The 14054-nt window shown below is 35.8% G+C and carries 10 protein-coding genes; 4 read left to right on the top strand and 6 right to left on the bottom strand.

What is annotated here, in order from left to right; genetic code table 11:
- Nucleotides 1-2 precede the first annotated feature (2 nt).
- On the top strand, nucleotides 3-581 hold the full coding sequence (locus LEP1GSC049_RS223610) for an MXAN_6521/LA_1396 family lipoprotein (protein WP_004768456.1): 579 nt from the start codon (nucleotides 3-5) through the stop codon (nucleotides 579-581).
- Between the two features lie 686 nt (nucleotides 582-1267).
- On the opposite strand, the gene LEP1GSC049_RS223615 is transcribed toward LEP1GSC049_RS223610, so the two are convergent.
- From LEP1GSC049_RS223615 to LEP1GSC049_RS223630, 4 genes are read right to left on the bottom strand one after another with little or no spacing between them, the layout of a single operon-like run.
- Complete coding sequence (locus LEP1GSC049_RS223615; protein ID WP_004753706.1) at nucleotides 1268-2254, bottom strand: adenosine kinase; 987 nt, start codon at nucleotides 2252-2254, stop codon at nucleotides 1268-1270.
- A gap of 4 nt (nucleotides 2255-2258) precedes the next feature.
- Nucleotides 2259-3161 (bottom strand): 50S ribosomal protein L11 methyltransferase, encoded by a 903-nt coding sequence (locus LEP1GSC049_RS223620; RefSeq protein WP_016560431.1) that lies wholly within the window; start codon nucleotides 3159-3161, stop codon nucleotides 2259-2261.
- Nucleotides 3158-3910, bottom strand: coding sequence for a PrsW family glutamic-type intramembrane protease (locus LEP1GSC049_RS223625; protein ID WP_004754962.1), 753 nt, complete (start codon nucleotides 3908-3910; stop codon nucleotides 3158-3160). Before LEP1GSC049_RS223625 ends, LEP1GSC049_RS223620 begins: the two co-directional genes overlap by 4 nt.
- Nucleotides 3907-5631 (bottom strand): energy transducer TonB family protein, encoded by a 1725-nt coding sequence (locus tag LEP1GSC049_RS223630; RefSeq protein ID WP_016748592.1) that lies wholly within the window; start codon nucleotides 5629-5631, stop codon nucleotides 3907-3909. Before LEP1GSC049_RS223630 ends, LEP1GSC049_RS223625 begins: the two co-directional genes overlap by 4 nt.
- Nucleotides 5632-5695: 64 nt before the next feature.
- Here LEP1GSC049_RS223630 and LEP1GSC049_RS223635 point away from each other — a divergent pair, with 64 nt between their 5' ends.
- The 3 genes from LEP1GSC049_RS223635 (at nucleotide 5696) to LEP1GSC049_RS223640 (ending at nucleotide 8799) form a co-directional block, all read left to right on the top strand.
- Nucleotides 5696-7084, top strand: coding sequence for a glycine--tRNA ligase (locus LEP1GSC049_RS223635; RefSeq protein ID WP_004755059.1), 1389 nt, complete (start codon nucleotides 5696-5698; stop codon nucleotides 7082-7084).
- A 466-nt stretch (nucleotides 7085-7550) separates the two neighbouring features.
- The gene (locus LEP1GSC049_RS2000000229210) at nucleotides 7551-7607 is read left to right on the top strand and encodes a hypothetical protein (RefSeq protein WP_366238277.1); all 57 of its coding nucleotides are present in this window, start codon (nucleotides 7551-7553) and stop codon (nucleotides 7605-7607) included.
- 271 nt (nucleotides 7608-7878) lie between these two features.
- Entirely contained in the window at nucleotides 7879-8799 is a 921-nt protein-coding gene (locus LEP1GSC049_RS223640) for an LIC12353 family lipoprotein (RefSeq protein ID WP_016560480.1), read from the top strand.
- Between the two features lie 460 nt (nucleotides 8800-9259).
- Here the strand turns inward: LEP1GSC049_RS223640 and LEP1GSC049_RS223645 are convergent, their stop codons facing one another.
- Nucleotides 9260-10474 carry an acyltransferase family protein gene (locus LEP1GSC049_RS223645; RefSeq protein ID WP_016560433.1) on the bottom strand — a complete coding sequence of 405 codons (1215 nt, stop codon included), beginning with the start codon at nucleotides 10472-10474 and terminating at the stop codon, nucleotides 9260-9262.
- A 984-nt stretch (nucleotides 10475-11458) separates the two neighbouring features.
- Nucleotides 11459-13279, bottom strand: a complete 1821-nt coding sequence (typA, locus tag LEP1GSC049_RS223650) for a translational GTPase TypA (RefSeq protein ID WP_004755196.1) — start codon at nucleotides 13277-13279, stop codon at nucleotides 11459-11461.
- Nucleotides 13280-14054: the final 775 nt, after the last annotated feature.

Below are 14054 nucleotides of genomic sequence, written 5' to 3'. Positions count from 1 at the left end.
GAATGTTACGATATTCTTTACTATTTTTTTCTATCATTTTTATAATTATGAATTGTACCGTTAAATACGTAAAAGCTGGTCCGACTTGGGAAAAAGATCTAAACACGTTCAAACGTATAGTAGTATCCGTTCCCTCAGAAAGCGAGGCGGGTAATTCGGAAAAACAGTTAGCCGCAAAAATTACGGAAAATTACCTTTCTCATCATAAGGAATTTATCATATATCCGTTTCGTTCCGGAAATGGAATTTGTGGTAGTTCCGATAAAAAAGTTCAGACAATTTTTCAATTAAAAATCCGTGAAAAAGAAACCTCCGATAAAGTAGAACTAAGCGCCCTCGGCAAAATGCTAAAATGTTCCAAAGGTGAAGTTCTATGGGAAGCATTGGCTGAAAGTTCCTATTCTAAAAATACAGAAGAAAATCAATCCCTAATCAACACTTATACACAACTTTACGGAAAAGAAATCGCCTCCAAGGTAAATCCGTATTTTTTTCTGCTTCAAAGTCTTTTAGATAAATTAGATAGTCCTATCTTAACGGAAGAAGAAAAAGATGAAAAAATAGAAGTAGAAGCCAGATAACCACGAATCCATAGAGAGAGGTATTCTAAACTTACCGCGACTCAAAGAAAACTTCTACAAGTTCAAATCTGAAAATAAACCTATCGAAATTACTACAATCCTCTGTGATACCAAAAACCCTCCTGCGTTTAAGTAGAAACTCGAGAGATTTTTCTTTATTAGAAAATCATACTTTTTGCAAGTAACAAGCTCACTTTTGTAGAAACACTTTAAAATATAGAATAGAGTTGTTGAAAGAGTAATTCGCCATCTGCTTTCGTTGTATTAAAATAACGTGAATTCGGTATAAGGAATTTATTTCCTAAAATTTCGTTTTACCGTGAAAAAATGGATGTGGGACTACCACTTTTAAAAAATTCTTTCTCATTTTCTTACATCGAACCAACGTTAAATAACGCGAAAGGGATCGATGCGGGGTCAATAAATTGAATCTAAAGACGATTGTTGTATTATGTTTCCTGTATGCAATTTATTGACCAGAGCTGAGAGCCCGGCCGGCTGCCTGTGGCAAGCCGGATTCGCCCCGGTTTTCTTACATCGAACTAACGTTAAAATAGATAATTGAAGCAGTTAGCTAATATCTACTATAGAATTTTTTCAACAACTCTAATAACTTGACTATAGCTGAAAACGCGGTCCGGCAACGCCGGACTTACATTACATTAGAAAAATGTCAAACTGAAAGGTTACTTTAAAATCTCTTCCTGGCGTCCCATCAGTTTAATTCCTAGTCTAGGACCAACTTCTTGTACAATTCTAGAAGCGACGTAGTTTCCCCAACGAGTAGACTTCTCCAGACTAAAACCGTGAGTCATTCCATAAAGAACACCCGCCGCAAAACAATCCCCAGCGCCCGTTGTATCGATCGGCTTCACCGGAAAACCGTCTACATGAGAAATTTTTCCATTCTCTGCAAAGTAAGCTCCATTTGCAGAATCGGTCATAAACACAAGAGTAGAAAGATCAGAAATAAACTTAAGAGCTTCCAACTTATCTTCTCTTTGAGAAAGAGCTTTCGCCTCTTCCGTGTTACAAAAAACGATGTCAAAATATTCTTTTGTTAAACGAATAAAGTCTTCTCTGGAACGATTTACACAAAATGGATCGCTATAAGTATAAGCCACCTTTACGCCATTTTTTTTGGATTCTTCCATCGTTAAAAGAGAAGCCTCTTTGGTTCCTTGGCCGTCCCAAAGATAACCTTCGATATAAGAAATATTGGAGGATTTCAGTTTTTCCAAATCTACATCTGATTTTTGTAATGTAATTGAAATGCCTAAATGAGTGAGCATCGTTCTTTCCGCATCCGGCGTAGTCAATACAACACAAGTACCTGTATGACCCTTATCTTCGGGAGTCACTTCGAAAAAAATTCCAGCATTCTCCATGTCCTTCTTATAAAATTCTCCGTAAGTATCCTTAGAAACTTTGCCGGTATAGGTTCCAGTTCCTCCAGAATTTGCAAGTGCAATCATAGTGTTCGCCGCACTTCCTCCGGAACGAAGTTCCTTTTTACTTCCTTCCAGAGCGGTTAAAACCTCAGCCTGTTTTTCAGAATCTACCAAGGTCATAATACCTTTTTCAAATCCCAAACGTTTGATAAATACGTCCTCGGTCGGAACTAAAATGTCCACGAGCGCGTTTCCAACTCCAAATACGTCATAGTGTTTCATCGATTTATCCTTTTCTTTTCCATTCGATCAATTCCCAGCCTGTATCTTCTTTAAAGAATACACATTCTCCCCTCACCGTATTTTTCAGAAGTTCCAAAAACTCTTCCTTTCGTTCGGTGATTACTCCGCTGAATAGAAAATGATCTGTTTTAATAGATGCAATTTTTTGAATATTCGCTTTTAATACTGCAAACGTGATATTAGAGATTAATAGATCCCAAGTTTGTTCTTGAACTTTTTTATGATCGAAACCGCCCTCTTCCACGACCAAAACCTCTGAAGAAATTCCGTTTTCGTCCCGGTTGAAAGAAGCAGACCTCACGCTGTTCGAGTCCACGTCCACCGCTAAAATCAAAGAAGCACCGGACTTTGCGGCGGCAAGACTTAAAATCCCGGAACCGGTACCCACGTCAGCGATCTTTTTACCGGAAAGATTTAAATCTCCCATTCTTCCCAAAACAAGACGTGTAGTCTCGTGATGTCCGGTTCCAAATGCAAGTCCCGGATTGACAAACAAAGGAAGAACTCCTTCCGGAGTTGTGCCTAACGCAATATCTTTCTCCCAAGTAGGAATCACCCTATAAGAACCTATGATAAAAGGTTTATAAAATTCCTTATAAGCCTCTTCGTATTCTTTCGTTTCAATCCATCTTGATTCGAAAAATAAAGATTCTCCGGCGCTCGCTTTTAAAAAAATTAGAATTTTGGTTTCGTTCTCTTTATCTTCTTCTGCGAGATAGACTCGGAACTTAGTATCGTCTGAAATGATTTCTTCGTCAGGAGCACGTGGAACTTCCCTGTCAAACAGGATTTCATAATATCCTACAACGCCTGCTTCATCCAAAAAAGAGGTAAATTCTTCCGCAATCTCTTTAGGAATACTTAATATGATTTCTCTATATCTCAAGTCTCGTCCAGAATTTCCGCATCCACTGGCGCGTCATTTAAGTTTTCATTTTCAAGTATGAAAGTACGAAAATCTTTTACGATCCAAACCCAGATCCCAATAAAAAGAGCCATAGAAAGCCAAGCCCCAAATCTAGACTGAGGAAGTACAAAAAAATTGAAAAGTCCGTGTTGAGATACGGCGAGTAAAAAAGCCAAAAACAACGCGAGTGGTCTATCTTTGGTTTCTTTTTGATTGGATTTTACAAATGCCAAAGCAAAACATAAATTGATTAGAAAGTGCGCATTTGAAGATCGTATCGTCCTTCCCACAAACATGGAAATTCTATCCTCTTCTTTTGCAGAAAAAATATAATTCGCATTTTCAATTCCAGCAAATCCTAAGGCTACAAATCCTCCGATCAAAACCATTTCTTTTTTGAACGTATAAGTCTTCCAATCAAACGCAAAAAGTAACCCTGATAAAAGAATCAAAATTCCTTTGCAAAATTCCTCCATCATACCCGCTTGAATGAACGCGATATGCGCCGTCTGTGTAAGTATATGACCGCTTCTTTTTGGAAGTTTTACGTCCGGCCAAAAGATAGGATGTAATTTTAAAACGATCTCCGTAGATAAGTAACCTAAAAAAAGCGCCAATAGAATGAGCAAAATTCTTTGTGGAGTATTTCTTCCAGGAAAAAGTAGAATCAAAAAAAATCCCCAAGGAAGAACGGAAAGAAAGCCGAGTAACGCAACATCGAAACTCATAACTCCTCCATATAACGTCCGTCATACATAGTAACCAGTTCTTTTTGAAGCGGGGTTGGCATTGCATCCGGATCGATACTCCCGTTCCAAAAAAGTTCCGTGACTCGAACATAACCTTTGGTTCCGGGTGGAGGCATTAGAGGAGAAAGACTTTCAATCAACTCTAAAGTCATTTGGTCTTGTTCCGGATAACCTGAGGCTTCCACAAGATCCACATCTACAACTTCTCCATCCGGAGTGACCGTATAAGCGACAACAGAAGAATAATTTTTAGGAGCCCTTCTCCAATATTCCATAAAAGATTCGGGACCTCTCATCTTTGCGGAAATATAATTAGAATAAGTGGCCGGTAATTTTTTTCCTCGAACCTGTTTGACTTCCCCCTTGACCCTTCCTTCTTCCGCTGGCTTATCTTCCGGAACTTTTTCCCCTTCTTTTTGAGTAGGAGTTTCTGTTCCGGATACAACTCCTCCGTTTAAACCTTCCACTTCGTTTGGAAGATTAGGATCTATAAAATAGAATTCTAAATTTTCGGGAGTAAAATGAGTTCTCTGTTTTTCCAATTCCTTTTGTTTACTCTTTCTCTGAAGAGTTACCGGTATAATCAAAATCAAAGACATCAATATCAGATGTAGCAGAATACTATATGATAAATTACTAATAAATGTACTTTTAGGAGTTGTGTCGTCCGGTTCTGAACGAAAAGTTCTACCAAGTAAAAATCTAGAAACGATATGAATTCCTACTATTCCCCCTAAAAAAATTAGAATCGGAATTACGCTCGAAGTGATTTTAAAAAAAGTTTGATCCCGGATTCCCGGTTTTAATCCCATCGACATTAAAAAACGGATTCCGTTTGCAGGTTCAAGCCAAGAGAAAAAAGAAGTGGCAAGAAATAATAAAAGAAGAAGATATAAAAATAAAATCGAAAAACCTTTCCAAAGATTTCCGATATAAATATGCCCCCAGCCCGGAAAAATCCAATCCCTCAGCTTTGAATTTTTCTGTTTCAGAAGTCCCCATTTTCCTTGAAAGCCCGAATAACGTGCGATCCGAGCCTGTTTTTCAAAAAGTTTCCAAGGTCTTCTGAATAAAAAGAATTGTTTTCCTCTACTTAAAAGAGTATCCCCAGCAATTAAAACCGAAAAGAAATAAAGAAAACTATCTTCTAAAATTCCGATCTGTCCGTATTCCAATCGATAAGGGTCTTGGAATACAAGTTTAGAAGTTAGATATCCAGCTATAAGAAGTACTAAAATCTTATAATGAATTCTTTCTATCTTCTCTTCCGGAATCAAAACACTAAGACCCAGTTTCGACGACCGTTTTCTTTGTTTTTTGAGAAAATAAGAATGAGAGATTAAGATTATAAATCCTACAAGAACGTAAAACCCGATCAGCCATTCTCTTAAATTCATAACGAAGGCACGTACAAAAGCCTCTACGGTAGGAAATAAAATCGCCGAAACTTCCAACGGATAAAGAACTACCCAACACGTAATTTGAAAGAGTAATGATCCAAAGGCAGAAGAACGAACTTCTCTACCTTTAGGAAAGGCAAAGAGTACACCGAGAGGGAAAAAAATTCCCAACCCCAGAAAAGGGGAACTCCAAGACAAAAAATTGACGCCGAAGATGACTAATTTCTTTTTCAGACAAGATCTCCTTAGAAGCGGATCTCTATCAACCATTGGACCTAAGCGAGGAACACAGGCAAACAAGAAATCCTTCTCGGTTCAGAATTAAAATACTTTATTCCGCAGTCCTGGACAGAATCCTGGGCTCATGGAAAAAAAAGAAAGTCTCGATTCTTCATTAAAGGAAATCGTATCCGTTTGTAAACGAAGAGGGTTTGTTTATCCAGGCTCTGAAATTTATGGGGGACTTTCCAATACCTTTGACTATGGTCCTTACGGCGTAGAACTTCTCCAAAATCTAAAACAACTTTGGTGGAAATATTTTGTACACCTTCGGGAAGACGTGGTAGGTCTTGATTCCTCTATTCTTCTCAATCCGAAAGTTTGGGAAGCATCCGGTCACGTTTCCAACTTCAACGATCCTTTGATCGATTGTAAAAACTGTAAAACCCGAATCCGCGCAGACAAGTTCCTCGAAGATCAAAAGGGAGAAGGGTTCGCAACTGGACTAACTCTTGAAAAGATGAATCAAGTTATTAAAGAAAGTAATTTTGCCTGTCCAAATTGTGGACAAAGAGGCACATTCACAGAAGCGAGAGACTTCAACCTTATGTTCAAAACTTCTCATGGAGCGAGCGACTCTTTAGATATTTATCTTAGGCCGGAAACCGCTCAAGGTATCTTTTTGAATTTTAAAAACGTTGTCTCCACCACCAGAAGAAAAATTCCTTTCGGAATCGCACAAATTGGAAAATCATTTCGTAACGAAATCATGGCACGTCAGTTCGTATTTAGAACCAGAGAATTTGAACAGATGGAAATGGAATTCTTTTGTGAACCCGGAACACAAAAAGAATGGTTCTCTCACTGGGTAAATTATTGTATGAATTGGCTTACCGAACAGGTTGGAATCAAAAAGGAAAATCTAAGAGTCAGAGAACACGAAAAAGAAGAATTATCTTTTTACAGCGAAGGAACCTCTGACATCGAATTTAAATATAATTTCGGTTGGGGTGAACTCTGGGGAATCGCTTCTAGAACCGACTACGATCTAAATCAACACCAAAAATTTTCAGGCGAAGATCTTAAATACCAAGATCAAGTTCAAAATAAAAAATTTGTTCCTTTTGTCGTTGAACCTGCGTTAGGCGTAAATCGACTTTTTCTCGCGGTTGTTACAGACGCTTATGAAGAAGAAAAACTTCCGGACGGTGAGACTAGAACGGTTCTTCGTTTTTCTCCTAAAATTGCTCCGGTAAAAGCAGCCGTTTTTCCTCTGATGAAAAAAGACGGACTTCCTGAAAAATCCAGAGAAATTTTTGCAGATCTTTCCAAACTCGGAAACATTGAATACGACGACGGAGGAGCAATCGGCAAACGTTATCGTAGACAAGACGAAATCGGAACCCCTTTTTGTATTACAGTAGATTATGATACTCTAAAGGATGACACTGTCACGGTTCGAGAAAGAGACAGTATGTCTCAGGAAAGAATCTCTGTCAGTCAACTTAAGAGCTGGCTTTTTGAAAGGCTGTAAATTGTAATAGTTCCTACAATTTTTCTTTATAAAGCTCTTCGAGATCTTCTTTGAAATGTAGGAACTACTATAAAGTTCAAGATCTTCTTTGAAAATGTGGGAACTACTGCAAAGTTTAAGATCTTCTTTGAAAATGTGGGAACTACTGCAAAGTTTAAGATCTTCTTTGAAAATGTGGGAACTACTGCAAAGTTTAAGATCTTCTTTGAAAATGTAGGAACTACTATAAAATACAAAAAGAATCATTGTCCGATCGATTTTTGCACAAAACCGCTGTTTTACGAACATCATCAAAATTTAAATCCCATTTTAACGTGAGTTCAACTGAGAAAGACTTTTCTAAAAGTATGAGTTCCTACAATTTTAGAATTTATTCGTAAAATCGTGGTTTGCAATAGTTCCCACATCATTTTACGGACAAACCTAAGTTTTGTAAGATTTCCCACACTTAAATACGACAGATTCAATTGTTATAAACTTTTATTTTATAAATTGTAGTAGTTCCTACAGAATCGATCTATAAAATTCAGATTTCAATTTTTTTCAGAATCATGTTTTTTTTACGCCGAACTCACGTTAAAAAGATTATTCCAATCCTAAAACATAAAATTCGATCATTCTAATATAGATATATACTCGTTATGTCAAAAAATTATTTTTAATTCACTACTAAATTCTATAAAATTGAGTACTCTAAATTTTTATTGCAAAACCTGTTTCAAAGCAAAATATTGATACTTTTTTACATAGTTCTGAATAAAACAAAATAAATCCTATCACACGAGACTTAAATAATGAAGAAAATTAAATACATTCTTATTTTATTATATACTATTGTGTCAATCGATTGCGGAAAAAATCTCAAAGGGAAACCGGTTCCTCCAAATCCAAATTTAGCCGGTTTTTATATTTCTTCCGAAACACAAAGATGGGCCGAAGACGATAAAATGAAAATCGAAGTGTTGAGTATTTTTCCAAAATCAAACGGAGAACTTTATTTCGAAAGAAAAACCATCGTAAGACTTAGCTTTATTGCAAGCGAAAACAGAGAAGAATGGAGGATCAGAACCGGTGGAGTCATAACGGGAGAAAACGAAATTCTATTACAGGAATCTCTTTATCAAGAATTTCATCAACCGCATTTAGGAACCAGAGAATCTGATCCAAAACTTTGGAAACCGAACGAGATGGGAGCCGCGTCCAAGGTAAGAGAAGTTGGAAACGTTACTTTGAGTAGCAGCGTATTAGGAGAGATTTCCCCCGACGGAAGAACTTTAATTTTTTCGAATATTCTATTTACTAAAATAGGAGATTCATTTCAAGGAAGAATTACAACAAATATAAATCAAAAAAACGTAACCATAGATAATGAAATTGCAGGAGTTGTATTTTATAAAACGAAAGAAGGTGTCGTTTCGATCTTTTCAAAAACGGAGAGCATCAAACCTGGAATGATTTTCTTTGTGGGAAAAGATCAAATTCCTTGCAAAATTGTGGAAATTTTTCAACAATCCGGAATTTTAGAACCTGTCGACGGCAAGAAAAATCTTCAAGTATCCGTTGGAGATCCAGTAATTTTAAAAGGAAACGTAGATAAAAAAGCAATCAATAAAAGAGCCGCCGCCGATGAACTCATTCAAAAAATAAAATCTGATCCAAACGTCAATAAGGAAGAACTCATCCGAGAAATCGAAAAATTAAAAAGGGAAAGATAAACTTTAAAATACTCTTATCGGATACAGTATTTGTTTTAAAAATTAGAATATGAGATATACCACAAAAAACCAACAACTCTGAGTTAGGTGTAATTTTTTGAGGACTTCTACATCTTTGGTAAAATCGACCGTTAATTTTCGGTACTATTTTTATATGTCCGAATAGTAAAAAACAGAAATTTACTACATTAGAGTTGTTGAAAAATTAATTCTTGATCTGTTTGTATTGGATTGAATGGACAATTGAAGCAATTTTACGAATCTTCACTATGGAATTTTTTCAACAACTCTATTCATTTTTATAGACCAGATTTCTCTTTCAGGGAATGACCTGATTTTATAAGTTTTATTGTGAAAATTTAATATTTGTGGTGGTTTCCACAGATTAAATCTCTTTGTGAAGTTTATAAATTTATAAATCGTATTTTTGCTGTTCAATTATTCATCCCTATATATAAAATCAAAAAGACTTGGGTTGAACAACCGAAAGTAATTGTTCGTGATATTTTCTTTTAAGAAGAATTTTTGTTCTTAAATATTGAAACGGGTATTCAAATAAAAGATAAAAAGGAACCGAAAGAATAATCATCAGAACCAACACGAAAATAAACTGAAATAAAAGTTCAAACATAGAACTAGGCTCCGTACGAATTTTTAAAATCGATACAGAAACCGCAATCAAGACCAAATGCCAGAGATAAATAGTAAAACTCAATCTAGCGATCGGAACAAAAAGTTTTAAACTTAAAAAACGCCCTAAAAAACCTTCCGAACGAACAACCACACATAACAAAATTCCGGCAAATCCTATATTCAAAAGATTATACTTAAACGTATGAGTAAAAAAACTTTCCGTATTCATATTTGCCCAATGCGAAATATATAAAAAAGAAAAAAATAAAAATAAAAGAAGAGAATACAAAATATGATTCGTTTTTAATCGATCTATCAAACCCTTTTGATTCATATAAAGATCCATAACAATCACACCCATCACCAAAGAATCAAATCGAGTATGAAAAGGAAAATAAATCTCGTTAAAATATTGAGGAGTCAAAGGTAAAGGAGTCGTCATATAAACGATCACACGATTGATCGTAGGAACTAAGAGCAAACTCCAAAGCAAAAGTTGTCTGTATTTTGAATACATCTTAAATAAGATCAAACTACAAAAAAACGGAAAGATCAAATAGAACTGTTCTTCTATAGACAAGGACCAAGTATGAATATTGATTCCAGGAAAATAATTTCCTAAAAATACAAAATCTCCCCACGCATCGGACAGTTTAAAAGAAAGAAAATACGCCTCTTTTTCCAGTCCTTTTGCCTCAGCGATTTTAAGAGTAAGTTTGGAAGCAATCCAACTAAACGTAATAAAAACATAATAAGCAGGGAAAATTCTAAGAGAACGTTTCAAATAGAATTCTTTAAAATCGATCGTTCCGTTTCGAGTCCAACCACTCAAAAGACTTTTTGATATTAAAAAACCGCTGAGAACAAAAGACAAATCTACTCCCGACCAAAAAAGAGAATCGGATTGAAACGTGCCTGGTTTTTTCCAGGCAAACGCATAATGATTTAAAATGACTAAAATAATCGCAAAGGCGCGTAAACCATTTAAAGCTTGAATTTCATCGTCTCGATGATGCCAAAGTCCTTTAATAAAAGCTTTCATGACCTTTTGAATCTCTAATTAGATTTTTTTTCATCCGTAAAACCATCGGTTGTTTTAATATCTTTAACATCTTAAGAAACAAAATTATTCACGAATTGTTTCAATTGGTTCCTTTTTAATCCGGAACTCCAATTCCATAAATTTACAAAATAATTTTAAATATCCAAATAGAAATGAATCTATCAGACTACAATCTGTTTCATTTGCGTATTTTCTGCTTTCTTATAAAATAACATATCGTAATCATAAAGGTCTATATCACCTTATCCCAATTTAACGACTACCGACTTAAATACAAAAATACATTTTAATTTTTGAATATAATGATGAGATAAAACAAGGATCGCAAAGGTTCCCTTTTTTTTAACCTAAGCCTATGAATTTATAAATCGATAAATTAAAAATAGTAAAATAAGTTTAAAAAAGAAGTAGATCTAAAGTTTTTTTTCGAACTTATGAAATAAAACCAAAAATGAAAATATTACTGATTTTTTATAAAATTGAGTATCGTTAATTTTATCACAAACACTGATTCCATGCAAAATATTAGGTACTTTATTATATATAGTTATGAGTAGTGTCGGAGAGTTTTGAAGGAACAAATATTTCCAAAAAGAAAGCAATAGTAAAAATCGAAACGGTTCGGTTCTCAAACTTTCAAAATGTAAGAACTTACAACAATTTTTTAAAATCCAAAACGATCTAATCTGTGGCAGCTTTTGCGTTTTATGAATTTGTTTCTATCTAAAACTTAAAAAATGATTTTTAATAAAATTCATTTTTTAAACCTTTGGAATCAGCTTGATGAAAACGTTTGAAAGAATTATAAAACAAAAAGTAAAGTTACTAAATAAAATAAATAATAAAAATCTTAAATAGAGTTATTGAAAAATTTCATAGTTCAATCAACAAAACTACTTCAATCGACCATCCCCATAAAATAAACAGATGGAGAATGTATTTTCAATAATTCTAATATTTATTTTATTTGTTACGTTTACGCATGTTTGCGTCTAGAAACTTTTTACGAAGACGTAAACTCGTGGGAGTGACTTCCAAAAGTTCATCATCGTCTAAAAATTCTATATTTTGTTCTAAAGAAAATTTTCTAGGAGGAACCAATCGTATCGCCTCATCCGCTCCGGAAGAACGAACATTACTCAGTTTCTTTTCCTTTACAGGATTTACTTCTAGATCGTTATCACGAGAATGAATTCCGATGATCATTCCGGGATAAACAGCGGTATTCGGCCCGATTACTAATTCCCCTCTTTCTTGAATCTTCCACAGTGCATACGCCGTTGACTCTCCTGAGTCCATTGAAATCAATGCGCCGTTCTTACGACCAGGAATCTCTCCTTTATATACATCGAACCTAAGAAAACGAGAAGACATCACTCCTTCTCCTCTGGTTTCTGAAATAAAAAATCCTCTAAACCCTATAATTCCCCTTGTAGGTATTACAAATTCTACTCGGGTCATTCCGGACGGATGTGCGTCCATCAATTGTAGTTCTCCTTTTCTACGATTGAGCTCCGCGATGATCGTTCCCGTAAACTGATCTGGAATGTCCATTACCAAATACTCATACGGTTCCAGTTTTTGGCCTTGCTCATTTGTCTTTAAAATCACTTCGGGACGAGAAACTTGGATTTCAAATCCTTCTCTTCTCATCGTTTCGATAAGAATCGACAAATGAAGTTCTCCCCGTCCTAAAACCTTAAAACGATCTTTATCTTCGGTTTCTTCCAGTCTCATCGCTACGTTGGTTTCTAGTTCTCGATCCAGACGCTCTCGAATATTTCGAGTGGTTACAAACTTTCCTTCTTTTCCGGCAAACGGAGAATTGTTTACCATAAAAAACATAGATACGGTCGGTTCTTCTACCTCGATCGCTGGTCTGGGAGCCGGTTTTCCAGGTTCACAAATTGTATCTCCGATAAACACATCCGGAAGACCCGCAATCGCCACGATGTCTCCTGCTTCCGCCGCATTGACCTCATTTCTTTTGAGTCCTTCAAAATTGTATAATTTTGTAATTCTAAATAATGCAGTATCCGCTGATGGAGCCATTTCTGTTTTTTTTGCAGCAAGTTGGATCACGTTCATTCCGAGCGCCATCTTTCCCGCATAAATTTTTCCGACTGCAATTCTTCCTACATAGTCGTTATAATCCAAGGAAGTCACTTGAAATTGAAGTGGGGCGTTTATATCTGCCTGAACGGGTGGAACGTGTTTAAGAACGGTGTCCAAAAGAGGATCTAAATTTGTACCCGGAGAATCGCTTAGATTATGAACCGCCCATCCTTGTTTTGCGGACGCATATACAATCGGAAAATCTAATTGCTCGTCGGTGGCTCCTAAATCGGAAAATAGATCAAATGCCATATCTACAACCGCTTCTGGTCTCGCGCCTGGACGGTCTATTTTATTGATTACTAAAATGGGTCTATGTCCAAGTTGAAGAGACTTTCCTAATACAAAACGAGTCTGAGGCATGGGTCCATCAAATGCATCTACAAGTAATAAGCAAGAATCCGCAGTCGCAAGAACACGTTCTACTTCCCCGCCAAAATCCGCGTGACCGGGAGTATCCACTACGTTGATTCTAGTCCCTTTATAAATCACTGCTGTGTTTTTTGCTTTGATCGTGATTCCTTTCTCTTTTTCCAAATCGTTGGAATCCATGATCCTTTCTCCGTCCTCTTTGGCTGTGACGGCGCCGGTCTGTCGGAGAATTCCGTCCAGAAGTGTGGTTTTACCGTGGTCTACGTGGGCGATAATTGCTATATTGCGGATTTCCATTCTAAAACCAAAAATTTCGGAAGCCTCCTGGTGTAAATACTTATTTTATCATCGAATCCAAGGACATTCATAGAGTTATTGAAAAATCAATTCTCCATTTCTTTCTGTTCCGTTGAAACGGACAATTGAAGTAGTTTCGCCGATCATCCACTATGGAATTTTTCAACAGCTCTATTATAGAATCTCTGATCTTTTTGATTTTACGATTTTTACCGTTGTGGGAACTCACACTATACTTCGAATTTATCTTTTTTTAACTATTCATTATAAATGTAGAACTATTTATTTTTCATTTTACCAATCTTAAGTTAACCATTTTGGCACGTTATGGATTCCAAAATCGTTTAACCGTTTCTAGATGGAAACAATTTTGGCCGTTTCCGGGCGCCGAGAATACAGAATGGAAAATCAGAATGGCTCAGACGGAACACGATTGCCGTTAAAGAAATCTATTCAATAGACAACTGTATTCTACAATGATTCCCACATTCAGTTTTTTGACTGTAAATTCTAATTTTAGGAAATCTTTATAAAATGAATCTCTAATTATCAAACAAAGATTTTATATGAAACGTTGAGAAAAGTTGATAGGTTTTATCAGTCTGGCACATGAACATAATACTATGAATTTGTTTCCAAAAATAGAATGTGGAATTTCCTTCAAAAAGCCAATAAGTCGGAGTTAAATGTAATTTTTTGAAAACGTCACATCTTTGGTAAAATCGATCCGGAACTTTTAGTACTATTTTAATACGTTCTACTGATCTCTATAAAA

It is taken from the genome of Leptospira kirschneri serovar Cynopteri str. 3522 CT (genome assembly GCF_000243695.2).
In the GTDB taxonomy this organism is placed as follows: domain Bacteria; phylum Spirochaetota; class Leptospiria; order Leptospirales; family Leptospiraceae; genus Leptospira; species Leptospira kirschneri.
Note: the sequence above shows the minus strand (reverse complement) of the source record. Positions and strands in the feature narration are given on the sequence as shown.